We start from the raw sequence: 26,399 nt of genomic DNA on the forward strand, positions 1-26,399 counted from the left end.
TCCCGCCATTTAATTTTTGCTCCCGGTGGTCGCTTTACCACTACATCTCGACTGAGACCCATAAAATTCAAGGAGCAGGAAAATGTTATCTATTAATACCAACGCCGCCTCTATGGCCGCTGTCAACGCCATCAACAAAAGCAATGCCTCTCTGAGCCAGTCCATGGAACGCCTGGCCACCGGTAACCGTATCAACTCCTCTGCGGATGATGCGGCAGGCAAACAGATTGCTAACCGCCTGACTGCACAGTCTGACGGCATGGCGGTTGCCCAGCGCAACATCGCCGATGCAACTGCGATGCTGCAAACCGCTGACGGCACCTTTGACGAGATGAATGACATTCTGGGTCGCATGAAAGACCTCGCTACACAGGCAGCGAACGGAACCTACAGCGATGATGACCGTGCAGCCATGCAGTCCGAGTTCGACGAACTGGGACAGGAAATGTCTGACATGATGCAGAACACCACTTACGGCGGCACCAACCTGTTCAACAAATCCGCCAGCGGTCTGTTCACCCAGGCATCCGGCGTGACTTTCCAGGTGGGTTCTGAAGCCACTGACCAGATGACCGTCAACATCTCTTCCCAGGTTGACGCGCTGACCACGTCCCTGAGCGCCCTGAGCGCCTCCTTTGCGGATGACTTCGGTACTGACGGCGCAGGCGGCGGCACCGGCGTAAGCGGCACTGAGCTGATGTCTTCTGCTTCCGCGACCGCCGCGATCGACAGCATTCAGAACGTGATGAGCGCGGTTGGCAAAATCCAGTCCACGCTTGGTGCGTCCATCAACCGTCTGAACGACACCGCGAACAACCTGCAAAGCATGCAGGACAACACCAACGTGGCGATCGGCAACATCATGGATACCGACTACGCGGCGGAAGCGTCCAACATGTCCAAAGAGCAGGTGCTGATGCAGACCAGCATCACCATGCTGAAACAGTCCAACAGCATGTCCGGCATGGTTTCCAGCCTGCTGCAGTAATCGGCCTGACGTCCAGTCAAAGCACCGCCTTCGGGCGGTGTTTTTTTTTGCCGCCCGCTGCCGCACAGAGGGAAAAAACCTTCCGCGCGAAGCGGAAAACGCCTTTCCGCCTGTAATTATCTTATTGATTTTAATGGGTAAAATTATTGGCATGGCAATTGCTAATTATGAGCCATGAAATCTGAACGGAGCAAAAAATGATTAACCCGCAGCAGATTGCGAAAAAATTCGCCCTGATGGATATCTCCACCAAGGCATCGTCGCTGGCGCGCCAGCAAAACGACATCGATACCCAGACCAGCGCGCTGGAGAGTCTGGACAGCGCCCTGACCGCCTTTCAGAGCGCGGTGGATGCGCTGAACAGCGAGACGGGCGGCCCGGTGGTTAACACCGTTACCGCCAACAACGACTCGGCGACCATTACTGCCGACTCCACCGCTGCGGAAGGCTCTTACACCTTCTTCGTCGACCAGCTGGCCACCGCGCAGCAGTCCACGCTGGCCTTTGCCGACGGCGATATTCCGAATAGCGGCACTTTCACCATCACCATGGGTGACAGTGAAATGGACATCGATCTCAGCACGGTCGATTCCAGTGGCGACGGCAGCGTATCGGTGGCAGAGCTGGCGGATGCCATTAACGATTCGCCGGACAATCCGGGCGTCACCGCCACCATCGTCAACACCGATGGCAGCACCACCCTGATGCTTACCGCCGATGAAACCGGGGCGGAAAACGCCTTTACCGTCTCCGCCAGCGGCGTCGATCCGGCGTCGGCGTTCGCCACCGACATCAGCAACCAGAAAGATCTGGCGGTGGCGCAGGACTCGGTGGTGTATCTCGGCAGCTCGCCGGAAACCGGCGTAATGATCACCAGCAGCAGCAACACCTACACCGATCTTATTCCCGGCGTCAGCATCACCTTCGCCGAAGAATCCGCCGAGGGTGAACCCCTGACTTTCAACGTCAAAAACGATTCCGGCGCCTCGCAGGAAAAGGTGCAGACCTTTGTCGATGCCTATAACACGCTGGTGGATACCCTGGACGCGCTGACCACCAACGGCGGCGGCACCGGATCGGCCGGGCCGCTGGCGGGGGACGCGGGGATCTCCTCGCTGGAGCGCCAGATCGAGGACATCACCCACGCCAGCTATAACGGCGTGTCCATCGTCGACTACGGCATCACGCTGGATCCTGACGGGCACCTGCAAATCGACAGCGAAAAATTCGACGAGGCGATGGAAGAAAACCCGGACGGCCTGACCGCGCTTTTTGTCGGCCCGGACAGCATGACCGCCCAGCTCGACAGCCTGATGGAGACCTGGCTTGACGACACCGACGGCATCATCTCGCAGCGGCAGAGCAACCTCGACGACAAACAGGAAAAAGTCACCAACAGCGTGGATGACCTGAAGACCCGCTACAACACCTCTTACGAACGCTATCTGGAGGAGTTCACCTCCACGCTGGTTGAAATTGAAAGCATGAAAATGAGCATGGCGGCATTCATGTAAGCCGCCGTCCAAAAAGGTCAAAACAACGATGTACGCTTCAGATAATGGTTACACCCAATACAAAGAGATGGATCTGGCCGCCCGCACCGCGTCAGCTTCGCCGCTGGATCTGGTGCTGGTGCTCTACGCCGGGCTGATGGACGAGCTGGAACGGGCAAAGAGCCATATCGAAAACAAACGCTACGAGCGCAAAGCGCAAAGCATCAACAAATGCATCGACATTCTTAACGCCCTGACCAGCTCGCTGGAGTTTGAAAACGGCGGCGATCTGGTGCTCAACCTCGCGCGGCTTTATGACCACTGCGTCTACCGCCTGTATGAAGCCAGCGGCCAGATGTCGACGGCGAAAGTCGACGAAGTGGTGCTGATCCTTTCTAACCTGCGCGAAGGCTGGGAAGGCCTGGCGCAAAAACTGGGCTGATCTATGACAAGCAACGCACTACGCCTGCAAATAGAGAGCCTGCTGGACACGATGAACGAGAGCCTCGACAAACAGCGCTGGCGACGCCTGCCCGCGCTGCGCCAGCGGCTGATGATGCTGTTTGCGCAGTACCGCGACGCCGCGCCTTCCCCTGACGAACTGGCGCAGGTGAAAGCCCGCCTGCGTGACGGCTTCGCGCAGATGATCGCCCGCCGCGAGGCGCGTGCCGCTCAGCTTGCGGCGCGGATGGAAAAGCACCGTCAGCAGCAGGAGGGGCGGCTGGCCTATTCGATGGTCAATCTGGTGGCGGAGCAAAAATCATGAAAACCCTGTCATTACTTTCCGAAGCCATGGGGCAACTGCTTTCCGCGCTCCCTGTGAAGCCGCAAGGGGAGGGCAGCGTGGCGGGCTTTTCGCTGCCTGACGATCATCATCGCAAGCACGCTGAAAAGCCGCATCCGGCGGAGAAAATCATTGCCGATCCGCGCGAACAGCTGGATCTGCTGCTGGCGCACTTCCTGACGCCCTCTGCCACAGATCCCAGGCCCGACGCCGTTGCGCCGCTGATGCAGATGGCCGCCCGCGCGGGAGAGCAGAGCAAAACCGACGCGCAGCCGATGATCGATCCGCTCGCCAGTCTGCTGACCGACTCGCCAAAACTCCAGGCGGTGATGGCGACGCTGCTTGCCGCGCAACCGCTCACCGGCGACACCCCGCAGCAGCAGGCCACGCTGGCGCGTAGCGCGGCGGAAAATTTGCAGGCTATCGCCCCGCGCCAGACGGCTGCGCCGCAGGCCGACGCGAAGCCCCGCGTCATGCGCAGCGCTCCCCGCGTGGAGACTGCCGCGCCGCCACGCCAAGACAAGCTCACGCTGTCCGTACTGGCGAGCACCACCTTTACCCGTGAAATGCGTCCGCCGGAGGAATTCGATGCGCGGACGCAGCCGCTGAATCTGTCAACCGACAGCGCGGAGTGGGGCGATAAGCTCACCAGCCTGTTGAAAGATCGCATCCACTTTCAGATCGGTCAGCAGCAGCAAAGCTCAACCATTCGTCTGGATCCGCCGTCGCTCGGCAAGATTGAGATCGCCATACATATGGAGGCGGGCAAGCTGGTGGTGCACATCGGCGCCAGCCAGGCGGATGTATGCCGCTCGCTGCAACAGCTCAGCGACAACCTGCGCCAGCAGCTCACCGGGCAGAACTTTGTCGGCGTTGAGGTGCACGTCTCGCAGGATGGGCAGTCGCAACAGCAGCAGGAAAGACAGTCACAGCAGCAGTCGGCGCAGATCCGCTCTGCCGTCGAACTGGAAGAAGAAGATACCCCCACCCGACAGAATGATTCTGTCCTGATCAAAGTGTAGAGGCCCATGAAAAAAACGCTTATGGTCGGCATGTTTGCCGCCACTCTCGCGATCCTCGTCGGCGGCGGCGCTGCCGTCGGCGCGATTTATTATATGAAAGACCAGGCCCCCCAGGCGTCAGGTGACGCGGCGGCTGCCAGCGCAACGAAACAGAAAGCGAAAAAAGAGGGTGATGACGTCTTTGTCACCCTGCCGGAATCGCTGATCACGCTGCACGATAATAGCGGCAACGATCGTTATATGTTGCTGGAAGTGGCGATGGTGGCCGACGATGAAAAAGCCTCGAAAAAAATCCTCGCCGACGAGCCGTTATATCAGAGCATCATTGTGTCCACCTTATCGGATATGGAATACGACGAGGTGCGCAAATTAAAAGTCAGCGAAATAAAACAAACCCTGCTCACCGCTCTGAAAACGCAATTAAAAGCCCGGGATATTTCCGCGCCCTACAGCGACGTGTTACTGAAAAAAGTGGTTTATCAGTAATCGCCGGTAAATAACGGAAATAACACCATGACACTCGCCTGGGAAATTCAGGAATTCCAGACCCTGCCGTCATTAACGCCCGCGGAGGAGAGCCATTATTTACAGGCTTACCTGCCGCTGGTGCGCAAAGTGGTTCGCCAGCTCGCGCCGCAGTGCAGCGCGGTGATGGACCGGCAGGATATGGAACAGATCGCGCTGATGGGCCTGCTGGAAGCGATCCGGCGCTACGGCGCGCCGGATACGGGATTTGGCGGCTACGCGGTGCAGCGCATACGCGGCGCGGTGCTGGATGAACTGCGCAGTCTGGACTGGCGTCCGCGCTCGCTGCGACAAAAATTCCATCAGGTCAATGACGCCATCCGCGCGGTGCGTAAAACCCTCGGGCGCGAACCTGAGGCGCACGAGCTGGCGGCTGAAGGCATCACGGCGGAGGATTACCGGGAATACCTGAGTCTGGAAGGGGCGGGCAGCCTCGCAAGCCTGGATGAATTGCTGGATGCCGATCAGAGCGCCGTACCGCTGGAAAGCCGTCGGCTGGAAGAGCAGGTGATCACCCAGCATATGCTCGGTAAAGCGCTCGGCAGCCTTAGCGAAAAAGAGCAGCAGATCCTGTTTCTTTATTACCAGCAGGATATGAATTTTAAAGAGATCGCCTTAGTGCTCGGGCTGACGGAAGCGCGAATTTGCCAGTTGAATAAAAAGATCGCGCAAAAACTTAAAGATTATTTCGCCACACATTAATTCTTATTTACGTAATAAGAGCCTGCCGCGCAGGTTCGCAGAGGTGTTATGCAAAAGTTATTTGGTTTACTCATTGTCTTAGGTTGCGTATTTGGCGGTTATTTCGAAGCGGGCGGGCAGTTAATTGCTATCTGGCAGCCCGCGGAAATCGTCATTATTTTAGGGGCCGGTTTTGGCGCCATGATTATCGGTAATCCGCTGCACGTCTTAAAAGAGATCGTCCATCAGATTAAGGGGGTGATCAGCAAAAAGAATATGGGCGCGGAATTTCAGCGCCAGCTGCTGATGTGCCTGTATGAACTGCTGGAAGCCGTGCAGACCGGCGGCCTGCGCACCCTCGATCAGCATATCGAACAGCCGGACGAGAGCACCATCTTTCAAAAATTCCCGCTGGTGCTGAAGCAAAAACGGCTGGTGATGTTTATCGCCGACAACTTCCGCCTGATGGCGATGGGCAAAATCGACGCCCACGAACTGGAAAATATTCTCGACCAGGAGCTGGAAACCATCGAAGGCGAGCTGATGGCCCCGTCCCGCTCCCTGCAACGTACCGCAGAGGCCATGCCAGGCTTCGGCATCTGCGCGGCGGTGCTCGGCATTATCATCACCATGCAGTCCATCGACGGCTCCATTGCACTCATCGGCCTGAAAGTGGCGGCGGCGCTGGTGGGGACTTTCCTCGGCGTCTTCTTCTGCTACTGCTTTATGGATCCGCTGGCGAACGCCATGGAACAACAGGCGCGCGCCGAACACTCGCTGCTGGAGTGCGTGCGTACCGTGCTGGTGGCGCAGGCGGGCGGCAAACCGACTCTGCTGGCGGTGGACGCCGGACGTAAACTGCTGCACCTGGCGTCAAAACCGACGTTCGCCAATCTGGATGCGTGGGTGAACGCCATGCTGGAGCAGGAGGAGTAATGCGCCCTGCCAACCGCCGCAACCGTGGCACGCAAACCACCATCATCCGCCGTCAGATCAAAAAGAGTCACGCCGGACACCACGGCGGCGCATGGAAAGTGGCCTTTGCCGACTTTACGCTGGCGATGATGGCGCTGTTTATGACGCTGTGGATCGTCAACAGCGTCAGCCAGACCGATCGCGAAAATATCGTCGCCGCGCTGCACGGCCACTCCATTTTTAGCGGCAACGGTATTTCGCCGTTAAGCAGCCTGGCGAAGAAAATCAACAGCAAACCCATTCCGCATCCGGGTGAGAACAAAAACGCCGCCCTTGATAAAGAGAGCGAAGAAAAAGCGCGGGAAACCAGCAAAAAGATGGCGGAGATGAAGCAAAAATCCGCCAGCGAACTGGGCGAGCTGGCGAACAGCATCAACGAGATCGCCCTGAAAGCGCACATGGAAAGCAACCTGGAGATGGAGATCGTCCCCCAGGGGCTGCGCATTCTGATCAAGGACAACCAGAACCGCAATATGTTTGAGCGCGGCAGCGCGAAGATCATGCCGTTCTTCCGCGTACTGCTCAGCGAGCTGACGCCGGTGTTTGACTCGCTGGATAACAAAATCATTATCACCGGCCATACCGACGCCATGCCCTATAAAGGCGATGCCCGCCAGTACAACAACTGGAATCTTTCCGGCGATCGGGCGCTGTCAGCACGACGGGTGATGGAGCAGGCGGGTATGCCCGCCGGTAAAGTGATGCAGGTCAGCGCCATGGCGGATCAGATGCTGCTTAACGCGGCAGATCCTGCCGGGGCCGATAACCGCCGCATCGAAATCATGGTGCTGACCCACTCCGCCGCCGACACCCTGTACCAGTTCTTTGGCTCGCAGGGAGAGAAGATCGTTAAACCCCTGGCGGCGAAGCTTGACCAGCAACTCCCCAAAGATCCCTGAGTTATCACCTTAAACGCTTATGTTCGTATTCAGAGTGAAAACCCTCGTGCTGCTGACGACGCTTGTCGCCAGCAGCAACGCCTTTTCCGCCCCTCACGCGCCGCCGGTGAAGAAAACTCTCAGCTATGCCGCGCGCCAGCGCCAGCATAACCGCGAACTGTTACGCACAAGGCAGCAACTGAAAATCGCCCATACCACGCCGGTGGTGCGCGGTAATGCGCAGGCAAAAGCGGCCCTGCGCGCGCAAAACCGCCGCAGGCTGGAGCAGCATCCGGAATGGTTTACCCCGATGCGCGCCCATTTGCAGGACGGCACCGGACTGGTGAGCAACAGCTACCTGCTGCACGTGACCGATACCATCATCAACCGTCTGCAACAGCAACTGGGCAAGCCTTATGTCTGGGGCGGCGAGACGCCGGAGGAGGGATTCGACTGTAGCGGGCTGGTCTATTACGCCTATAACAGCATGCTGGCGACCAGACTGCCGCGCACCGCCGATCAGATGTACCACTTCCCGCAGGCGCGAAATATCGCCGATCGGGATTTACAACGCGGCGATTTACTCTTTTTCCGCATTCACAGCGATCGTAAAGCGGATCATATGGGCGTCTATCTGGGGGACGGGCGCTTTATTGAATCGCCGCGCACCGGGGAGCGGATCCGCATCAGCGATCTCAATACCGAATACTGGCAGCGACATTTTCTGGGCGGACGTCGGGTGATAATGAATAACACCGTGCGCTGATCAATTAAACGTCGACAAGGGGAAGCAGGCAGACGAATAACAGTAAGATGAGGATAATCACCACCACGTCGACCAGACTTACCACGCCGCCCGCGGCGGCCTGCGCCGCTTCTTCCGCACGGGCTTTTTCCCGCAGGCGTTTCACTTCCTGCTCGCGGACAAATTCTTCCATCGATTTATAGTATCGATCGGTCGGAATGCGGTGCGGGTCCTTATTTTTCTCTGACATTATCCTCATCCCTGGATGATATTACTGAGATCCTTTTCCCTGGATTGTCTCAGATTTACCTTCAGGGCCATAGCGATGGCCCGATTAATGATAACGAATTGATAATTAATTCAGGTGGCCGAGGATAGTCAGTTCCAGCTCATCCGGCACTTCGTTATAGGAAAGCACATGCAGTCCCGGCGCGAACAGTCGGGCGTAGCGGGCCAGCAACGGTCGCAGTTGCGGCGCGACCAGCAGCACCGGCTCTTTTCCGGCGGCTTTCATCTGCTCCTGCACCTGCGGCATATTTTCCTGGAACTGGGTGAGCATATTCGGCTCGATGGGCACGCTGTCCAGCATCACCTTGCCGCCCTGTTGCGCCTGATTGACCACGTTTTGCAGCAGATTTTCCAGTTCACCGGCGAGGGTATAGACCGCCAGCGCCCCATTACGCACCAGGTTATGGGTAATACTGCGCCGCAGCGCCAGACGCACATCGGATACCAGCAAAATCGGATCCTTCGTCACCGCGCCGCTCGCCACCAGCACGGTGGCAATGGTGACAATATCCCGCAGCGACACGCGCTCCATCAGCAGACTGCGGTAGACCTTCAGCAACTGGCTGTAATTCAGCACGCCGCTGAGATCTTCCGCCAGCTTCGGGGCCTGCGCCGCCAGCCGGTTATGCAGCTGGGTGACATCGTCATAGTTAAACAGATCGGGAATATGGCTCAGCAGCACTTTATTAAGGTGGGTGGCGATCACGCTGGCGCTGTCGATCACCTGATACCCCAGATTCAGCGCCTTCGCTTTCTGCGCCGGGGTGATCCAGGTGACCGGCAGCCCGTAAGCAGGATCGTTGCCCAGCACGCCGTCGATCTCGCCCTAGGTTTCGCCGGAGGGCAGGGCCATCAGCCGATCGGCGACAATATCGCCGCCGTCGGCTTTAATATCGTTAATGTAAATGGCGTACTGGGTGGGCTTGAGGCGGAAGTTCTCCCGCACGCGGATCTCCGGCAGCAGTATGCCGTTGCTCTCGGAGATCACCTGCCGCACGCCGCGAATGCGCTGCGTCAGCGGGCTGCCTTTGCTTTTATCCACCAGCGCCACCAGCTTATAGCCGAGGCTGATACTCACCGGCTCAATGGTGGGGATGGTCTCCCAGCTCACCTGCTGCTCCGGCGCTTCCGTCAGGGTTTTGCTGAGCGTGGTCAGGCTCTGGACCTCGGCTTCGGAGGTTTTTGGCTGCTTGCTCTGACGCCAGGCGGCGAAGGCCAGCAGCGCTGAAAACGCCAGGAAGGGCAGGTGCGGCATCCCCGGCACGATGGCGAGAATAAACATCACGCCGCTGGCGGTGTAGATCACCGATGGCGTAGCCAGCAGCTGCTTTTTAATCTCGCCTGCGATCTCGCCGCTGTCGCTGACGCGGGTGACGATGATCGCCGCCGCCGTCGATAACAGCAGCGACGGGATCTGTGCCACCAGGCCGTCACCGATGGTCATCAGCACGTACTGGGAGAAGGCTGCGTCGGCGCTTAAATTGTATTTAAAAATGCCGATGCATACGCCGCCGATCAGGTTGATGGCGAGGATCATCATCCCGGCAATGGCATCGCCGCGCACAAACTTCGAGGCCCCGTCCATCGCACCATAGAAATCCGCTTCGCTGGTCACTTCTTTACGGCGGGCCTGCGCCTGCGCCTGATTGATAAGGCCAGCGTTCAGATCGGCATCGATCGCCATCTGTTTACCGGGCATGGCGTCGAGGGTAAAGCGCGCGGACACTTCAGAAATACGCTCCGCGCCCTTGGTCACCACGATAAAGTTGATGATCATCAGGATGATGAACACCACAAAACCGACCACAAAGTTACCGCCGATCACCACCTGTCCGAAGGACTCGATCACCTTACCGGCCGCGCCCATCCCTTCATGACCGAACAGCAGCACCACGCGGGTGGAGGCGACGTTCAGCGTCAGGCGCATCAGGGTGGTGATCAGCAACACCGTCGGGAACAGGCTGAACTCCAGCGGGCGTTTTGTCGAAACGCTCACCAGCAGCACCAGCACCGCCAGCACGATATTAAAGGTGAAAAGAATATCCAGCAGCATCGGCGGCAGCGGCAAAATGACCATCGCCAGAATAGACAACAGCACCAGCGGCACGCCGAGATGCCCGGCCCGCACGGTCGTCAGAAGTTGCTTAATGTTTTTCTGCATCCTGTTTCAGAACCTCTTTAGGGATGGAAATATGTCGGTTAAGTTGCGGCTTGTCCTGCATTCCGGCGCGCCAGGATTTGAGTTGCAGGACATAGGTCAGCACGTGGGCGATGGCGCGGAAAAGCTGATGCGGGATCTGCTGATTGAGCTGGGTGGTGAAGTACACCGAGCGCGCCAGGGTGGGAAATTCGACGATCTCAATCTTGTGCTCCTGCGCCACCTCACGGATAAAGCGCGCGATGTCGTCGGTGCCTTTCGCCACTACAAAGGGGGCGGCGGCGCGGGCGGTGTCGTATTTCAGCGCCACGGCGTAATGGGTCGGGTTGGTGATCACCACGTCTGCCGCGGGCACCGTGCGGCGGATCTGCCCCATGGCGATCTGGCGCTGCATACGGCGCACTTTGGCTTTGATCTCCGGATTCCCTTCCTGGTTTTTGTACTCCTCTTTAACTTCCTGTTTGGTCATCTTCAGCCCGCGGGTAAACATATGTTTCGCCAGCGGAATATCCAGCACCGCAAAGAGCACGAACAGCATCACCAGGTTCTGCATCACGCTGGCGTATAACGACAGCCCGTGGTACACGGCGCTGGCAAAATGCTGCGATTGCAGCGCCATAAAGGCGGCAAAATTGTGCCGTACGCTGAACCACAGCAGCGCCAGCACCACCAGGCTTTTCAGCACCATCTTGCCGGTTTCAATCAGGTGATCTTTGGAAAACAGCCGCCCGACGCCTTTGATCGGGTTGATCTTATTGAAGTCCGGTAAGATCTTTTTCGGCACGAACAGCCAGCCGCCGGGCACCAGCGACGCCGCCAGCGCTGCCAGCGGCATTGGCGTCAGCGTCAGAATGAACTTCATCAGGATCAGCAGGTTATGCTGCAAAAACTGCCCCAGCACGTCCGGGTTATTGATCTCCTGCGCGTACTGGTGAACGGTAATAAAGCCTTCGCGCACAAAGTCGCAGTACCAGGGAAAGCTGTTCACCAGCACGATGAACGCCGCCAGCAGGCTGGCCGCCAGCCCCATATCTCTGGAGCGCGGCAGCTGGCCGTCCTGTCGCGCCTTACGGCGTTTCTGCGCCGAGGGCTTTTCTGTTTTTTCATCCTGCGGGGCGTCAGCCATGGGGCACCCTCAGGGCGTCGAACTGGCTTAAGACAAAATTCGCCAGATGCAGATAGTGATCCGGCAGGGTATAGAGCAGGGCGGCAAAGCACACCAGTCCCGCCAGCATGTTGATGGGGAAACCGAGGGAGTACAGGTTCAGCGCCGGGGACACGCGGTTAAGCAGGCCAAACCCGCCCTGTACCACCAGCATGATAAAGGTGGTCGGCAGCGCCAGCAGGGTGGCGGAGGCAAATACCCAGCCCAGCCCCAGCGCCACGCTGCGCAGGGTCTGCGGCGTCAGGGCGTTGCCAATCGGCCAGTAGAGAAAGCCTTTATAAAGAATGCTGACCAGCAGCAGATGCCCGTCCATAGCGAAAAACAGGATCGCGGCATAGATATAGATAAACTCCGCCAGCACGGTAGTGGACGCCCCGCTGTTGGGATCGTTCATCACCGCCATGCTCATCCCCATGTTAAAGGAGAGGATCTGCCCGCCGAGCTGTAACGCCAGAAAGATAAACTGCATCATCAGGCCGAACAGCAGCCCCCATAGGATCTGCTCCACCGTCAGGATCAGCATCGACATCGTCAGCAATCCCTCCGGCACCGGATGCGGCACCAGCGGGGTGATCATCACCGCCAGCGCCAGGGAGATCACAATGCGGATGCGCACGCTGAAGGCTTTGCTGTCGAACACCGGGCCATAGTGGAAAAAGGCCATAATGCGCACAAAGGGATACCACAGCCCCAGCACCAGGTTCATCAGTTGCGTGATAGTGAGCGTGGTCATCTCAGTTCACCAGCAGCGCGGCCTGGGCAAACAGGTGGGTACAGAGATCGCTTAACTGCACGATCATCCATTTACCGCAAACGCCGAGTACGATCAGCGTGACAATCAGGCGCGGCAGAAAGCTCAGCGTCTGCTCGTTGATCTGCGTGACCGCCTGGAAAATACTTACGCACAGCCCGACCAGCAGACTCGGCACCACCAGCACCGATACCAGAACGATCACCACCTTAATGCCGCTGGCGACGAGATCCGCCGCCACATCAATAGTTATCATGATCAGCCCAGCCCCAGTCCGCGAATACTGCTGGTGAGCGTGCCGACGGTCAGCGCCCAGCCGTCAATCAGCACAAACAGCATCAGCTTAAAGGGTAGCGAGACGATCAGCGGCGACAGCATCATCATGCCCATCGCCATCAGCACGCTGGCGACGATGAGATCGATGACCAGGAAGGGGATGTAAATCATAAAGCCGATCTGGAAAGCGGTTTTCAGCTCGCTCAGCACGAAGGCAGGCACCACAATCGACAGATCCTGATCCGCCGCTTCACCCTTCGCGCCGCCGATAGTCATGATCTGCGCCATCGCCTTTTTATTGGTCTGCGCCAGCATAAAGCGCTTCAGAGGCGCGGCGGCGGTGGAGAGCGCCTGCGGCAGGGTGATCTGGTCGTTTTCAAAGGGCACCACCGCATGATCGTAAATATTCAGCCATACCGGGCGCATCACCAGCAGCGTCAGGGACAGGGCAATGCCGATGAGAATACGGTTCGGCGGCGTCTGTTGCAGGCCCAGCGCCTGGCGCAGTAGCGACAGCACGATGATAAAGCGCGTAAAGCAGGTCATCATCAACAGCAGGGTCGGCAGCAGCCCGACCAGCGTCATCAGGATCAGCACCTGCATCTTGACGGTCAGATCCTGGGTCGCGCCGTGCGTCGCCACCTGCAACAGCGTGATGTCGCCCCCCTGCGCGAAGACGGCCGGAGAGAGCAGCAGCACGCTGCCGGAAAGCCAGATCAGTGAGCGTTTCATGGCGTCAGTTCGTTGATGTCCCGGGTATTAAACTCCAGCACCCGCAGACCATATTTCTCGTTGACCACCACCACTTCCGCTTTTCCCAGCAGAATATTGTTCACTTTGATGTCCAGCGGCTCGCCCGCCAGCTTGTTCAGCTCAATAACGGTGTCGTCGTCAATGTTCAGCAGATCCGCCAGCATCACCTCGACAGAGGACACTTCCAGCGTCAGGGTGACGGGGATGCGTTTCAGCAGGCCCATGGAATCGGTGAGCGGCGCGGCGGGCGCGGCAGGGGCGGCAGGGGCGGCTTCACCGGCGTCGTCAGCCAGCTCGAAGCCCTGTTCAAGTAAATCGATCTCGTTAGTCATAGGATTTTCCGGCGAGGGTTTCGCGAATGTCAGATAGCAGAAGCTTGTCGTGATCTTCGACAATCAGCGCCTTAAACAGCTCTGACTGGCCGATGAACACAGGGAATTTGTCAGGTAAAGCTACCGGGAAAATATCGCCGGCTTTGATGGTCGTCAGATCCGCGACGCTCAGGGTTAACTCCGCCACCCGCACATTCAGGCACAGCGGCAGGGTATCGATCACCTGGCGCACCAGCGCTTTTTGCGCCGCCTGCCGTTCGGCATGGGTGTCGGTATGCTGCGGTTTTTCGGTTTTGCGCAGCATATTGAGGATGTAATCGGTGTGCGCGTTATCCAGCAGCAGGTAAAAGTTGCGCTTGCCGTCGTCGTCCAGCTGGAAGGTGATTTGCCATGCCCACTGGCTGCAAATATTGCTGTTATCGGCTTTGATGGCCAGCGGCAGCCCGAGGGTGTCTTCGCTGAACAGCATCTGGCAGATATCCAGCGCCAGCCGGTTGCGCAGGCGGATCTCCGTTTTGGTCGGCAGCCGCTCGCCGCTGGCGGCGTTTTCCAGCTGCGTCTCCAGGCCATAAAAATTATTCAGCAGGGTGAGCAGCAGCGGGCGATCGATATCAAAGGCCAGATTACCCACCGGCGAGGCCAGCAGGTCCGCCTGTTTATTTCTGACATCCATTTTGCAGCCGATTTTTTTCAGGTTGACGCTGGAGCGGTGTTTTTTCAGGAAATAGCTACCGATACGCGACTCAATAATGTCAAAGCGGCGGGTGAACATATTCGGCAGGCGATGCCAGGGACGACCGAGACGGTTTCCCTCCAGCGTGAATATTCCACGGGTTTGGCTGTACTTCAACATTGGTGTTATATCTCTTGGTGAATACCGGCGCACTGAAAAACTGTTTATGAGAACAAACTCACATTCTGATAATTAAAACAGTCTGACCTTTAATTTTCTCTTTATCATTGTCGCCTGTACTTATCAGGCCGCACATAAAAGAGAGGTCGCATTTAACCGGAATAAGGTAAAAATCACAATAGCGCTTGCGGTCAATATTATTATTAATCTGTTATTAATCAGCGTGGCTTATTATTGCTGCGCCTTAGCTATGCCCGCTACCCTGGTGACTTATTAATTAATTTATTGATTTTTAAGCATTAATTATTTTTTGATTTATTAATTTACACTGTTTTCTTCCGCTTAATGATATTGTTCTCTCGTGATTTATATTCCATCCGCTATCACCTTTATCCATAACTGTGAGAGAAAAAATGCCGACTCTTATTGCTGAAGCCTCCGCCAGCAGGAAAGCTTTTTCATTAGCAAAACGCGTTGCCAGTTTTAATATCCCGGTATTAATCCAGGGCGAAACTGGCGCAGGTAAAGAGTGCGTGGCGAAATATATTCACGCTCATGCCTTTGGCGAAGATAAAGATGCGCCTTTTATTGGCATTAATTGCGCCGCCATCCCGGAAACCATGCTCGAATCGACGTTATTCGGCTATGAAAAAGGCGCTTTTACCGGCGCGGTTAATGCCGTGCCGGGCAAACTGGAAATGGCCAATAACGGCACGCTGCTGTTAGATGAAATTGGCGATATGCCGCTGGCGTTGCAGGCCAAACTCTTGCGCGTATTACAGGAGCATCAGGTGGAACGCCTGGGCAGCAATCGCGCCATCAAACTCAATTTCCGGCTGATCGCCTGCACCAATAAAAGCCTCGAAGCGGAAGTGGCCGCCGGGCGTTTTCGCGAAGATCTGTTTTACCGCATTTCGGTGGTGCCGATCAGCGTGCCCGCCTTACGTGAACGGGTGGGCGACATTCTGCCGCTGGCGCAGGCCTTTATCGAAAAATATTCCCGCATGGTGGGCAAATCCATCCGCCTGTCCGAAGGGGCGAAAACCGCCCTGTTGCAGTACCGCTGGCCGGGTAACGTGCGCCAGCTGGAAAACACCATTCAGCGGGGGATGATTTTAAGCCAGGACGGGGTGATCCACGCCAGCACGCTGGGCATTCCGCTGGCGCAGAACCACGAGCAGGTTCCGGCGCGCAGCCTCAGCGACGTCCTCTGCCTGAATCAGGACAACCTGCAACAGCATGGCCGTCACGCGCAATATCAGTACATCGCCGATCTGATGCGCCAGTATCAGGGCAACCGCAGCAAAATCGCTGACTTCCTCGGCATTACCCCCAGGGCATTGCGTTACCGGCTGGCCTCAATGCGTAAGCAGGGCATCGACCTCTGCTTTTAACTGCCGCTATCCATCCCTATTTATCAACAAGAGTATGCAATGACTACGATCACCCGCCTCACCCCGAACGCCTCGCAGCTCCATATGATGCAGGAGATGAACCGGATGCAGGATCTTGCGAATGGCGTTCCCGTTACCGCAGGCGAGATGCGGCCGGGCAGCGAAGTTTCCTTCCATCAGATTTTCAGCCAGGCCTTATCCCGCGTGGACGGCCTGCAACAGGACGCCGAAATGCAGCAGAACGCAGTGGAAATGGGCGACAGCGACGATCTGGTCGGCGCGATGATCGCCAGCCAGCAGGCGGCGCTCTCTTTTTCCGCGCTGGTGCAGGTACGCAATAAAGTGGCGAGCGGCGTTAACGATCTGATGAACATGTCCGTATAAGCCCATGAAACTCTCACTCTCTGAACGCTTTTCCGCCCCGTTGTCCGCCCTGACGACGCTGATGGGCGGCAATAAAAAATGGCCGCTGCTTGGCGGCGCGGCGGTACTGCTGACCGCGGTGATCGTCGGCAGCCTGTGGCACAGCCAGGCGGGTTATACCGCGCTGTACGGCGCGCAGGAACATCTGCCGCTGTCGCAGATCATCACGGTGCTCGACGGCGAAAAAGTGGATTACCGCATTGATCCCGGTTCCGGACAAATTCTGGTGCCGGAAACCCAGCTCTCTAAGATCCGCATGACGCTGGCCGGGAAGGGCGTGCAGGCGCTGAGTCCCACCGGCTATGAGCTGATGGACAAAGACGAAGTGCTGGGCAGCAGCCAGTTTGTGCAGAACATCCGCTACAAGCGCAGTCTCGAAGGGGAAATGGCGCAGAGCATCATGACCCTCGACGCGGTGGAAACCGCCCGCGTCCATCTGGCGCTGAACGAAAGCAGCTCGTTCGTGGTCAGCGCCGAACCGCAGAACAGCGCCTCGGTGGTGCTGCGTCTGCATTATGGCAGCACGCTGACCCCTGAGCAGGTGAACGCTATTCTGCATCTGGTGAGCGGCAGCGTGCCGGGACTGAAAACCTCACAGGTGAGCGTGGTCGATCAGGCGGGAAATCTGCTGTCGGAAGAGGTCGGCGAAGACTCGCGCACCGGCGCCATGACGCGCAAAAACAACGAACTGCTGAAAAATATTCAGGATAAAACCCACGCCAGCCTCGCCAATGTGCTGACCTCGCTGGTGGGTAAAGACAACTTCCGCATCAGCGTGATGCCGGAGCTGGATCTGAGCGCCATTGACGAAACCCAGGAGCGGCTGGGGGATGCGCCGAAAGTCAGCCACGAACGGCTGGAATCCGACAAGACTATCGATCCGCAGGCGGCAGGTATTCCCGGTTCGCTGAGCAACCGCCCGCCGCTGGCAGAGCCGCAGACCGACAGCGCAAAAAATGACAGCGCCCGTTCCGAGCGCAGCGAAAGCGATCGTGATTACGGCTGGGATCGCACCATTCAGCATATTCAGCATCCGGGCTTTGCCATTAAACATCTCAATGTGGCGGTGGTGCTCAACCAGAGCGCTGCCAGCATCAAAAGCTGGACGCCGGAACAGATAGCCCAGGTCACCACCATGCTAAATAACGCCGCCGGTATCGACCCGGCGCGTGGGGACAAACTCTCGCTGTCGATGCTGAGCTTTATCCCCCAGGCCGCGCCGGTCATCACGCCGGAAAAATGGTGGCAGAACGACAGCATTCTCGGCTGGGCGAAGCTCGGCGGGCTGATACTGCTCGGCCTGTTACTGCTGCTGATGGTAGTGCGCCCGCTGGTGCGTCAGACCATCGCCAGCCAGAAACGCCGTGCGGAACTGGCGGCGCGCCCGGTCAGCGAACCGGAAGACGCCACGCTGCCCGCGATCACCGCCACCGACGAAGACGAGCGTAAAAGTATCGAGCTGCCGACCTTCAGCGGAGACGACGCGTTACCGGCCCAGAGTTCCGGCCTGGAAATCAAGCTGGAGTTCCTCCAGAAACTGGCGATCAGCGACACCGATCGCGTTGCCGAAGTGATCAGACAATGGATTACCAGTAATGAGCGAATTGACAATAAATAAGCCCGGCAGCGCGGGCAGCTATCTGGAGCAGGCAGCGATTTTGCTGCTGTGCCTCGGTGAAGAAGCCGCCGCCACCGTGATGCAAAAACTCAGCCGCGAAGAAGTGGTGCGCTTAAGTGAAAACATGGCGCGTCTGTCCGGCGTAAAAACCAGCCACGCCCGGCGGGTGATCAACAACTTTTTCGACGAATTCCGCGAGCAGAGCGGCATCAACGGCGCGTCCCGCAGCCTGTTGCAGGGCATTCTTAATAAAGCGCTGGGGGGCGAAATCGCCAGCAGCGTCATTAACGGTATTTACGGCGATGAGATCCGCTCGCGGATGGCGCGCCTGCAATGGGTGGAGCCGCGCCAGCTGGCGGCGCTGATCGCCGAAGAACATCTGCAATTGCAAGCGGTATTCCTCGCCTTTCTGACGCCGGAAATCGCCGCCACCGTGCTGGCCTTTATGCCTGACGCGGTGCAGAACGAGATCCTTTACCGCATCGCCCGCTTAAGCGACGTGAACCGCGACGTGGTGGACGAGCTGGATCGGCTGATCGAGCGCGGGCTGTCGGTGCTGGCGGAGCACGGTTCGAAGGTGAAAGGCATCAAGCAGGCCGCCGACATCGTCAACCGTATTCAGGGCAACCAGCAGCAGATCCTCGAACAGCTTCGCGATCTGGATGAGGAGGTGCTGGAGCAGTTGCAGGATGAGATGTACGACTTCTTTATCCTCAGCCGCCAGAGCGAAGAAGTACGCCGTCGCCTGCTGGATGAGATCCCGATGGAAGACTGGGCGGTGGCGCTCAAGGGTACCGAAGCGGCGCTGCGGCGTTCGATTTTCGCCGTCATGCCCAAACGCCAGGCGCAGCAGCTGGAAACCATCACTTCCCGCCTCGGGCCGGTGCCGGTCAGCCGTATCGATCAGGTGCGCCGTGAGATCATGGCGGTGGCGCGGGAAATGGAAGAAGCGGGCGACATCCAGCTTCAGCTGTTTGCCGAACAGACCGCAGAATAGGAGACACGCCAATGGATACGCTTCGCGGCCGCTACCGGGTACACCGTTTCCCGCCGCGCCACGCCATTTCTGCCACCGCGCCCGCCGCCGCAGGGCTTTCTGCGGCCGACTTTCAGCGTCAGCTGATGGACGGCTTTCAGGAAGGGCTGCAAAAAGGCTTTGCCCAGGGCCTCAGCGAAGGCCAGGCGCAGGGGCATGCAGAAGGGCTGCAACAGGGTCAGGAAGAGGGCTATCGCCAGGGCTTCGCGGAGGGCAGTCTCGCCGGTCAGCAGGAAGGGCGGAGCCAGTTTAATCAGGCCGCCGCGCCGCTGGAGGCGATTGCCGCCCGCCTGAACGACTATCTGGCGCACTGCGAACGCAAACAACGGGACGACCTGCTGCAACTGGTGGAAAAAGTCACCCGCCAGGTGATCCGCTGTGAACTGGCGCTGCAACCGACGCAACTGCTGGCGCTGGTGGAGGAGGCGATCACCGCGCTGCCCGCCGTGCCGGAGTCGCTACAGGTTTATTTAAGCAGCGAGGAGTTCGCCCGCATTCAGAGCGTCGCCCCGGCGAAAGTGAAAGAGTGGGGGCTGGCCCCCTCCGCCGATCTCCAGCCGGGGGAGTGCCGCGTGGTGACGCCCACCTCCGAACTGGACGTCGGCTGTGAACACCGCCTCGAACAATGCATGAGCGTGTTAACCGACACGCTGGTGCCGGACGCGCCGGATGCGTGACGATCCGCTGTTTGACAGTGCCCTGCGCTCCATTGAATCCATTTCTTTCGCCCGCGTCGCCGGGCGGCTGGTGCGCATGAACGGCCTGCTGCTGGAGAGCGTCGGCTGCCCGCTGGCCACCGGGCAACTCTGTCGGGTGGAAAGCGCTAATCGCGAGCTGATCGAGGCTCAGGCCGTCGGCTTTAACCGCGACATCACCTACCTGATGCCCTTTAAAACGCCCACCGGGCTGATGGCCGGGGCGCGCGTTTTCCCCGAAGAGAAAGCGCAGGAGATCCTCATCGGCGAAAGCTGGCTCGGCAGGGTGGTGAATGGGCTGGGCGAGCCGATTGACGGCAAAGGCAAAACCGGCGGCAGCCATCTGTTAGCGCCGCTCGCGCCCGCCATCAACCCCCTGACGCGCCAGCCGGTGGCGGAACCGCTGGATGTGGGCGTGAAAGCCATCAACGGTATGCTGACCATTGGCAAAGGCCAGCGCGTCGGCCTGATGGCAGGCAGCGGCGTCGGCAAAAGCGTACTGCTCGGCATGATCACCCGTCAGACACGGGCGCAAATCGTGGTGGTCGGGCTTATCGGCGAGCGCGGACGCGAAGTTAACGAGTTTATCGAACACTCGCTGGGCGACGAGGGCCTGGCAAAATCCATCGTGGTGGCGGCGCCTGCGGATGCCTCGCCGCTGATGCGTCTCAAGGCCACCGAACTGTGCCACGCCATCGCCGCATTTTTTCGCGACCAGGGTTATGACGTGCTGCTGCTGGTGGATTCGCTCACCCGTTACGCCATGGCGCAGCGGGAAATTGCCCTCTCGCTCGGCGAGCCCCCCGCCACCAAAGGCTATCCGCCGTCGGCTTTTGGCATTATTCCCCGTCTGGTGGAGAGCGCTGGCAACAGCGACAGTCATGGCTCGATGACGGCGATCTACACCGTGCTGGCGGAAGGGGATGACCAGCAGGATCCCATCGTCGACTGCGCCCGCGCGGTGCTCGACGGGCATATTGTGCTGACGCGCAAACTGGCGGAAGCGGGGCACTATCCCGCCATTGATATCAGCCAGTCCATCAGCCGCTGTATGACGCAGATTATTCCCGCTGCCCATCAGCGCGCCGCCCGGCTGCTTAAACAGCATTACGCCGCTTATATGGAAATCAAACCGCTGATCCCCCTCGGCGGCTATGTCGCCGGGGCCGACGCTACCGTGGATAAAGCGGTAAAACTCTTTCCGGCCATCGAGCGGTTTTTGCGTCAGGAGATGCACGAGGCGGCGCCTCTCGACGCCGTACAGGCGCAGCTCAGCGCGCTCTTTCCCGCCGCTAAACAGGCAGAGGTGAAAAAATGAAGCCAATGATCGCCACCCTTGCGCAGCTTCAGCGGCTGCGCGACCGCAGAGTGAAAGACATCACCGTACAGCTCGCCGAACAGCAGCAGCTGTGCGCCCGTTACGACAGCAATATCAAAGCGCTCGGCTACCTGTTCGATAAAACGCAGATTAACGGCAGCGACGCGCCATCGGTGGAGGTTCTCAAAAACGTCACCGGCTACAAAGGCAGCCTGCAACGGGTCATCGCCTGGCAGGAGCAGGAGAAAACCCTCGCGAAAATCAAAGCTAACCGCATACAGAAAAACCTCGTTCGCGCCGCCTGCGACGAAAAAATCGTCGCCCTGACCCTCGACGACCAGCGCCGGGCGCTGAGGCACGAACAGCAAACCCACGCCCAGAAATCGCTTGATGAGATCGCCAGCCAGTGCTGGCTGCGCCAGCGTAAGCGGCCGGAGTAAAGGCATGCGCACCGTCATTACTTTTGGCACCTTCGATGTCTTTCACATCGGCCACCTGCATATTCTTAACCGGGCAAGAAAGCTCGGGGATCGGCTGGTGGTGGGCGTGTCGTCCGATCAACTGAACCGGCAAAAAAAGTCGCGCACCCCGCTCTATGATGAGCAGGCGCGGCTGCAAATCATCAGCGCGTTAAAATGCGTCGATGCGGTCTTTCTTGAACAGTCTCTGGAATTAAAACGCGCTTACATCCGCCAGCACCAGGCCAGCGTTCTGGTGATGGGCGATGACTGGCAGGGGCGCTTTGACGATCTCAGGGATATGTGTCAGGTGATTTACCTGCCACGCACCCCTTCGGTTTCCACCACGTCCATAATCGAACTGGCCGGACGCGTTCTCAGCCATCCTTAAAATAGTTTCTGCCGCAGGCTGTGCAGCAGGCTGAAGGCCTGCGGATCGGCTGGCGTATCCACGGCGGCCATCAGGCACGCCGCGGCGCGTTGCCCGGCGTTACCATCCCGGAAGGCGTCACAATAATGATGGCGGATGTCAGCAAGCGCAGCCTCCCGCGAGGCCCAGTCAGAGTCAGCGGACAGCTGCTGGCGAAGCTGGATCATATCGCCGGCCACCGGCAGCAGTGCGCGGATCTTTTGCTCGGCGCTGTGTGGGTTGCTGTAAGTCACATCCTGAGTCAGCAGATCGTCCATCCCCGCCCAGTCGAGCAAAATAACCCGTTTCCCGGCGTGGATGGCATCAAAAATAAATCCGCTGTTATCTGACAGCACATAGTCGGCGCATGCCAGCAGCGGCAGGGTTAAATCATGGCGGGTGACGCATTTTTTGAAATGGCGTTTGATTAACGTCAGGTCATCCGCCTCTTCGACGCGGTGCAGCGTGCCGTGGTGCAGTTTCACCACCAGGTTATATTCACGGCTCAGACGTGACAACGATCCCGCCCAGTGCGGTATAGAGCTTAACGCGCCGAAAGTGGGGGCATACAGCAGCGTCGGTTTTTTTGTATCCAGCCGCAGGCCCGCCAGCGCCGACAGATCCACGTCGCCCCGATGCCATTTATCGAAGCGCGGATTGCCCACCACCACTGCATTGCCATTGATGTTCAGCGCCTGCTGGCTGTAGTGGCTGAAGCAGAGAATATGGTCATAAAAGGCGTTCCACCAGGCATGATTCCAGGATTCTTTTGCCAGACCATACATCGCCCGAACCTGCACCTTTGCCAGCGATTTCAGCATCGGCGTGTAATAGGGGCTGACCAGGCAGGCATACTGCTGGCGGCGATTGATCGCCTCGCTAAGGCGGCTGCCGCTGAGGCGCGGCTCATCCAGCGCCGCCAGCAACTGCTGCAGTTCATGACGCAATCCCTGCGGCACCTGATCGCTTATCAACAGATCGCAGGGATAACCGGCCGCAAGCAGTGGGGCGATCATCGGCTGATAAAGCTGATAATGAAAGGCGGTTTCCAGATAAAAACCGATGGTTTTCCCCAGCCGGTTTGCCACCGGCGGCTGTTGCGCTTTACGTTTTTCCGCCAGGTGGTTACCGCCCATTTTGCTGAAATAGAAATGGATATGGTCAGTATCTTTTTGCTCGATATCGCTGAAGCCAGGCCGCTGATAGCTGATGCACGGGTAGAAGGAAAGCCACTTTCCGCGCGCCTGTAACGGCTGCCAGCGCGCTTCCAGCTGCACGGCCGGATCTTCCTGCAGCTGTTTGAGCAGCGCCGGGTAATAAGGCCGGTTGACCAGATACGCGCAGGCTTTTTCGCTGTCGCTGGCGCGTACCATTCCCGGCAGGCTTTTCATCGGCTGGCCCTTTGTCACCTGCGCGCCGAGCAGCACCACTTCCCACGCAAGATGCGGCAGCGCCGCCAGCAGCGCATTTAGTCCGCTGATGTGTTTTTCCTGCCTGAGCAGCAGGGCGTCATCCTCCAGCACCAGCACGTTGGTAAAGCCTTCATCCTGCGCCATCTGCAACGCCTGCTGATGCGAGCGCGTGCGGCCCAGCGCAGGCTGCGGATGCTCGCAGGCGCTCACGCGCCGCACTTTATCTGCCGGAACCTGAAGCGCCGCCAGCGTCTGCTGCATCTGCTGCCAGCGGTCGGGGCGGGCATCGCGGTTGATGACAAGGATTTTGTCGATACGCGACCACTGCACCGGCTGCCCGCCGGTGGCATTGTGCAGGCTCTGATACCAGGCCCGCAGCAGCGGATCCGTCACCACCTCTTCCAGCGTCTGGCTGACGGGCTGGCTGCTGCCGAGGATAAAATCTTTATCGAAGGTGTTCTGGCTGTGAGAGATGCACAAAATAGTGCGCTCGCACGGCAGCTGTAAGGGGTTGACGGTGAAATTATCGGTAAAGGCCTGCTCCTCGCCGAGGTTACAGTTATCGTCGTAACGGTGTTTTTTCAGGTAGTTACGGTGATAAGCGAAGGTGCCGTTAAGAATATGCTGCTCGCCGAAGGCGTGAGTTTTAAAGATGCGATTAATATGGCTGTACCAGATGGGGATCCGATCGGAGCCGGAAATCAGCGCGCCATGACGCTGCATCATACTGACGGTATACGACAGCTTATCCGACGGATAAAAATCGTCGTCGTCCATGCAGACAATGTATTCCCCGCGCGCCAGCTCGTTAAGCATATTGCGTTTTTTGCCCAGCGCCAGCCGCTCAGGATGATGGATATAGCGAATATTAAAGCGCGCCGGATCCCTGTGCGTCAGGGCGTTAATAATGTCGATCTGGCTGGTGTCGGAGTCATCAAGAATGATCAGCTCGCGCCGATCCGCCGGATAATCCTGATAGCGAAACATATACAGCAGATAGGGCAGAAAAGCAGCGCGGTTCCAGGTGGGCGTCACCACGCTGACAAAGGGTAGCGGGCGAGCGCCGCGCGGGGCGGCGTTGTCCAGCAGCGCGGCGATCAGACTGGGTTTTGGCGAAAGATGTGACATAGCGGTATCAACTGACCAGCAGGGAGATTGCCGTCAGCAGCGGATCCTGTTGATCTGCCAGCAGCGCCTCGCGTTCAGCGGTGGATTTTTCATCCAGACGCCAGGCTTCGAAAACGCTGAACAGGCTGATGGCCTGCGCATGGCTGATGGTCGAGCCATCCATCAGCCACAGGCTGAACAGCGAACGCAGCAGAAAATAGTCGCTCACCAGGTGCAGATAGCCGGTCAGCATGTCGTGATGATCCTGGCCTGGAAACGTCTCATGATAGAGGCGATACACCAGATAGTTGGTCCAGATCCATGGCCTGTCCGCAAAGGCCTTTTGACCTTCACGCGCCCATACGTCCAGCAGCTGTTGCTGCATCAGGGCTTCGCTGTTGGCATCAGCCAGCGCCAGCAGGCTGAGCTGCAACGGCAGGCTCATTTTGCGCGTGCAGTCCACCAGGCGATCCCAGTCAAAAAGCAGACGCCCAAGGCTGCCGATCAGCTGGCGCTGCGGTCCGGCAATCACCGGCAACTGCGCGAACATCTCCGCCAGCGTGCCGCGGGCGGCGTAACCCGCCAGCGTCTGCGGCAGCGATTTCAGTGTTTCCAGCGCATCATCACTGTCGGCAGGCAATTTTTGTGCGTAAGAGAGCATCACGCCGAGGGCGTACAGGCGCAGGTCAATGCTCAGATCGGGCAGGGTGACGATGTCGAGCGCCGCCTGATTCAGCACCTGTAAATGTTGCGGCAGCGCCGCCACGCCCGGTACCGGCTCGGTCATTTTGACCTGCAAAACGAACGCCTCCGGCGAGCCAAGCACCGCTTCGCAGCAGTCGGGATCGTCTAACAGCAGGCTACAACGTGCTTCATGCTGCCAGTTGATCACCAGTGGCTGGCGGATGGCGGCGGGATGCTGCGCCCGGTAGTGGCGGATAAACGCCGGTTCGTAACACTCAATCTGGTTCATAGGATTCTCATACGCGCCGGGACTAGCCCCGGTAGATAAAATCGGGCCCCGTGCCGAGGAAGGTCTGCACAAATTCGTACTGCATGGTCAGCAGTTCGCCGTTTTTTTCGTTACAGCTCTGACAGGACGCCGCCTGGCGCTCCAGCTGTTGCCAGCTCTGTTGTGCCGCGTGTTTTTGTGCCGCAGGCAGCCAGCTGAACACCTGCGCGATGCCGTCGCGGTCAGCGCTGACGCCAAGGTTTAGCAGCGTCTCGCGGCGGGCGCGGGCGCTGTCGCTCAGACGCTGATAGCGCTGGTGGATGGCGTCGTTGACGGCGAGCAGGGCGTCGCTGTCGCGGCGGATCATGCACAGGCGCTGTTCGTCGAGCTGCGCGCGCAGCTGACGGTAATCTTCTTCATCCTGACGGATGCCGCGCAGCAGGCTTTTTACCTGCTCAAGTCGGGTGGTCATGGGCATGTCTCTTACGACTGGAAAAAGGCCAGCATCGAGGCGGCCAGCGCGTCGGTGTCGACGGTAAAATCGTCTGAAGCCAGCAGCGCCTGCATTTCTGCGACGCGTGTCGTGTCGACGTTTTCGCTGTCGTCGCCGTCAAGGCTGGACTGCGCGGTGTGCAGCCCCTGCTGGGTGATGTCCTCTGCGCCCGGCAGGTTGGCGATCGTTTGCGCCGCCGCGTCCGCAGATTTTTTTTGCGACGACGTGGTCGTCGGGCGCGATGCCAGCGGCAGCTGTGTGATTTTCATACCTGACTCGTTAGTGATGGCCATGGTGTTTACTCGTTGATTAAGCAGGGTTTGTCCTGTCTGCGGGCGGTGATAGGCCCTGGATACTGGTGTAAAGCGGCGCGGAGCGAGGAAAACTTAAACGGGGGGAGGGGRTTTTTTTCTGGGG

29 protein-coding genes and 1 pseudogene are annotated in these 26,399 nt (G+C 58.5%); 18 read left to right on the top strand and 12 right to left on the bottom strand.

The genetic code is table 11. The features are described 5' to 3' along the window. Nucleotides 1-82: 82 nt before the first annotated feature. The 10 genes from lafA (at nt 83) to QRD42_RS10910 (ending at nt 8,112) form a co-directional block, all read left to right on the top strand. On the top strand, nt 83-988 hold the full coding sequence (gene lafA / locus QRD42_RS10865; protein WP_072567768.1) for a lateral flagellin LafA: 906 nt from the start codon (nt 83-85) through the stop codon (nt 986-988). A 197-nt stretch (nt 989-1,185) separates the two neighbouring features. After that, nucleotides 1,186-2,502 carry a flagellar filament capping protein FliD gene (gene fliD, locus QRD42_RS10870; RefSeq protein ID WP_072567769.1) on the top strand — a complete coding sequence of 439 codons (1,317 nt, stop codon included), beginning with the start codon at nt 1,186-1,188 and terminating at the stop codon, nt 2,500-2,502. 28 nt (nt 2,503-2,530) lie between these two features. After that, complete coding sequence (gene fliS, locus QRD42_RS10875; RefSeq protein WP_072567770.1) at nt 2,531-2,923, top strand: flagellar export chaperone FliS; 393 nt, start codon at nt 2,531-2,533, stop codon at nt 2,921-2,923. Nucleotides 2,924-2,926: 3 nt separating this feature from the next. Beyond that, nucleotides 2,927-3,247 carry a flagellar protein FliT gene (locus QRD42_RS10880; RefSeq protein WP_321987091.1) on the top strand — a complete coding sequence of 107 codons (321 nt, stop codon included), beginning with the start codon at nt 2,927-2,929 and terminating at the stop codon, nt 3,245-3,247. Next, on the top strand, nt 3,244-4,287 hold the full coding sequence (locus QRD42_RS10885) for a flagellar hook-length control protein FliK (protein ID WP_321987092.1): 1,044 nt from the start codon (nt 3,244-3,246) through the stop codon (nt 4,285-4,287). Before QRD42_RS10880 ends, QRD42_RS10885 begins: the two co-directional genes overlap by 4 nt. Nucleotides 4,288-4,293: 6 nt before the next feature. Then, nucleotides 4,294-4,773 (top strand): flagellar basal body-associated FliL family protein, encoded by a 480-nt coding sequence (locus tag QRD42_RS10890; protein WP_318364784.1) that lies wholly within the window; start codon nt 4,294-4,296, stop codon nt 4,771-4,773. Between the two features lie 27 nt (nt 4,774-4,800). Then, nucleotides 4,801-5,514, top strand: coding sequence for a FliA/WhiG family RNA polymerase sigma factor (locus QRD42_RS10895; RefSeq protein ID WP_318364785.1), 714 nt, complete (start codon nt 4,801-4,803; stop codon nt 5,512-5,514). A 48-nt stretch (nt 5,515-5,562) separates the two neighbouring features. Beyond that, nucleotides 5,563-6,429 (top strand): flagellar motor stator protein MotA, encoded by an 867-nt coding sequence (motA, locus tag QRD42_RS10900; protein ID WP_318364786.1) that lies wholly within the window; start codon nt 5,563-5,565, stop codon nt 6,427-6,429. Then, on the top strand, nt 6,429-7,367 hold the full coding sequence (gene lafU, locus QRD42_RS10905; protein ID WP_321987093.1) for a putative lateral flagellar export/assembly protein LafU: 939 nt from the start codon (nt 6,429-6,431) through the stop codon (nt 7,365-7,367). Before motA ends, lafU begins: the two co-directional genes overlap by 1 nt. Before the next feature lie 19 nt (nt 7,368-7,386). Beyond that, entirely contained in the window at nt 7,387-8,112 is a 726-nt protein-coding gene (locus QRD42_RS10910; RefSeq protein ID WP_321987094.1) for a C40 family peptidase, read from the top strand. A 4-nt stretch (nt 8,113-8,116) separates the two neighbouring features. Here the strand turns inward: QRD42_RS10910 and QRD42_RS10915 are convergent, their stop codons facing one another. From QRD42_RS10915 to QRD42_RS10950, 8 genes and pseudogenes are all read right to left on the bottom strand, one after another. Further along, nucleotides 8,117-8,341 (bottom strand): hypothetical protein, encoded by a 225-nt coding sequence (locus QRD42_RS10915; protein ID WP_321987095.1) that lies wholly within the window; start codon nt 8,339-8,341, stop codon nt 8,117-8,119. Nucleotides 8,342-8,446: 105 nt separating this feature from the next. Further along, a pseudogene (locus QRD42_RS10920) lies at nt 8,447-10,540 on the bottom strand (flagellar biosynthesis protein FlhA). Next, a complete protein-coding gene (flhB, locus tag QRD42_RS10925; RefSeq protein WP_321987096.1) occupies nt 10,524-11,663 on the bottom strand; it encodes a flagellar biosynthesis protein FlhB in 1,140 nt (379 codons plus the stop codon). Before flhB ends, QRD42_RS10920 begins: the two are co-directional and overlap by 17 nt. Beyond that, the gene (gene fliR / locus QRD42_RS10930; RefSeq protein WP_321987097.1) at nt 11,656-12,435 is read right to left on the bottom strand and encodes a flagellar biosynthetic protein FliR; all 780 of its coding nucleotides are present in this window, start codon (nt 12,433-12,435) and stop codon (nt 11,656-11,658) included. The genes flhB and fliR overlap by 8 nt, the downstream gene beginning before the upstream one ends. Before the next feature lies 1 nt (nt 12,436). Next, complete coding sequence (locus QRD42_RS10935; RefSeq protein WP_318373214.1) at nt 12,437-12,709, bottom strand: flagellar biosynthetic protein FliQ; 273 nt, start codon at nt 12,707-12,709, stop codon at nt 12,437-12,439. A gap of 2 nt (nt 12,710-12,711) precedes the next feature. Then, nucleotides 12,712-13,461, bottom strand: a complete 750-nt coding sequence (gene fliP, locus QRD42_RS10940) for a flagellar type III secretion system pore protein FliP (protein WP_321987098.1) — start codon at nt 13,459-13,461, stop codon at nt 12,712-12,714. Then, entirely contained in the window at nt 13,458-13,814 is a 357-nt protein-coding gene (locus QRD42_RS10945; protein ID WP_072567784.1) for a FliM/FliN family flagellar motor switch protein, read from the bottom strand. The genes fliP and QRD42_RS10945 overlap by 4 nt, the downstream gene beginning before the upstream one ends. Further along, entirely contained in the window at nt 13,807-14,667 is an 861-nt protein-coding gene (locus QRD42_RS10950) for a FliM/FliN family flagellar motor switch protein (RefSeq protein WP_321987099.1), read from the bottom strand. Before QRD42_RS10950 ends, QRD42_RS10945 begins: the two co-directional genes overlap by 8 nt. A gap of 413 nt (nt 14,668-15,080) precedes the next feature. On the opposite strand from QRD42_RS10950, the gene QRD42_RS10955 reads away from it, so the two are divergent. The 8 genes from QRD42_RS10955 (at nt 15,081) to QRD42_RS10990 (ending at nt 22,000) form a co-directional block, all read left to right on the top strand. Beyond that, on the top strand, nt 15,081-16,061 hold the full coding sequence (locus tag QRD42_RS10955) for a sigma-54 interaction domain-containing protein (RefSeq protein WP_321987100.1): 981 nt from the start codon (nt 15,081-15,083) through the stop codon (nt 16,059-16,061). A 39-nt stretch (nt 16,062-16,100) separates the two neighbouring features. Then, nucleotides 16,101-16,445 (top strand): flagellar hook-basal body complex protein FliE, encoded by a 345-nt coding sequence (locus tag QRD42_RS10960; RefSeq protein WP_415877712.1) that lies wholly within the window; start codon nt 16,101-16,103, stop codon nt 16,443-16,445. A 61-nt stretch (nt 16,446-16,506) separates the two neighbouring features. Next, nucleotides 16,507-18,102, top strand: coding sequence for a flagellar basal-body MS-ring/collar protein FliF (fliF, locus tag QRD42_RS10965; RefSeq protein WP_321988752.1), 1,596 nt, complete (start codon nt 16,507-16,509; stop codon nt 18,100-18,102). Next, a complete protein-coding gene (locus tag QRD42_RS10970; protein WP_072567789.1) occupies nt 18,080-19,099 on the top strand; it encodes a flagellar motor switch protein FliG in 1,020 nt (339 codons plus the stop codon). The genes fliF and QRD42_RS10970 overlap by 23 nt, the downstream gene beginning before the upstream one ends. 11 nt (nt 19,100-19,110) lie before the next feature. Beyond that, entirely contained in the window at nt 19,111-19,815 is a 705-nt protein-coding gene (fliH, locus tag QRD42_RS10975; RefSeq protein WP_321987101.1) for a flagellar assembly protein FliH, read from the top strand. After that, nucleotides 19,808-21,151 carry a flagellar protein export ATPase FliI gene (gene fliI / locus QRD42_RS10980; protein ID WP_321987102.1) on the top strand — a complete coding sequence of 448 codons (1,344 nt, stop codon included), beginning with the start codon at nt 19,808-19,810 and terminating at the stop codon, nt 21,149-21,151. Before fliH ends, fliI begins: the two co-directional genes overlap by 8 nt. Next, complete coding sequence (gene fliJ / locus QRD42_RS10985; protein ID WP_321987103.1) at nt 21,148-21,591, top strand: flagellar export protein FliJ; 444 nt, start codon at nt 21,148-21,150, stop codon at nt 21,589-21,591. The genes fliI and fliJ overlap by 4 nt, the downstream gene beginning before the upstream one ends. A gap of 4 nt (nt 21,592-21,595) precedes the next feature. Beyond that, entirely contained in the window at nt 21,596-22,000 is a 405-nt protein-coding gene (locus QRD42_RS10990; RefSeq protein ID WP_321987104.1) for an adenylyltransferase/cytidyltransferase family protein, read from the top strand. Here QRD42_RS10990 and QRD42_RS10995 read toward each other — a convergent pair. The 4 genes from QRD42_RS10995 to QRD42_RS11010 are packed head-to-tail and all read right to left on the bottom strand — an operon-like array spanning nt 21,997 to nt 26,251. Beyond that, the gene (locus tag QRD42_RS10995; RefSeq protein WP_321987105.1) at nt 21,997-24,558 is read right to left on the bottom strand and encodes a glycosyltransferase; all 2,562 of its coding nucleotides are present in this window, start codon (nt 24,556-24,558) and stop codon (nt 21,997-21,999) included. The genes QRD42_RS10990 and QRD42_RS10995 overlap by 4 nt on opposite strands. Nucleotides 24,559-24,565: 7 nt before the next feature. Next, nucleotides 24,566-25,510, bottom strand: coding sequence for a lysine-N-methylase (locus QRD42_RS11000; RefSeq protein ID WP_321987106.1), 945 nt, complete (start codon nt 25,508-25,510; stop codon nt 24,566-24,568). A 22-nt stretch (nt 25,511-25,532) separates the two neighbouring features. Next, nucleotides 25,533-25,961: a flagellar protein FlgN gene (gene flgN, locus QRD42_RS11005; RefSeq protein WP_072567796.1), complete on the bottom strand. Its 429-nt coding sequence runs from the start codon at nt 25,959-25,961 to the stop codon at nt 25,533-25,535. A gap of 11 nt (nt 25,962-25,972) precedes the next feature. Beyond that, complete coding sequence (locus QRD42_RS11010) at nt 25,973-26,251, bottom strand: flagellar biosynthesis anti-sigma factor FlgM (RefSeq protein ID WP_321987107.1); 279 nt, start codon at nt 26,249-26,251, stop codon at nt 25,973-25,975. Nucleotides 26,252-26,399: the final 148 nt, after the last annotated feature.

The organism is Enterobacter sp. PGRG2, from assembly GCF_030291195.1.
Lineage (GTDB): Bacteria > Pseudomonadota > Gammaproteobacteria > Enterobacterales > Enterobacteriaceae > Enterobacter_D.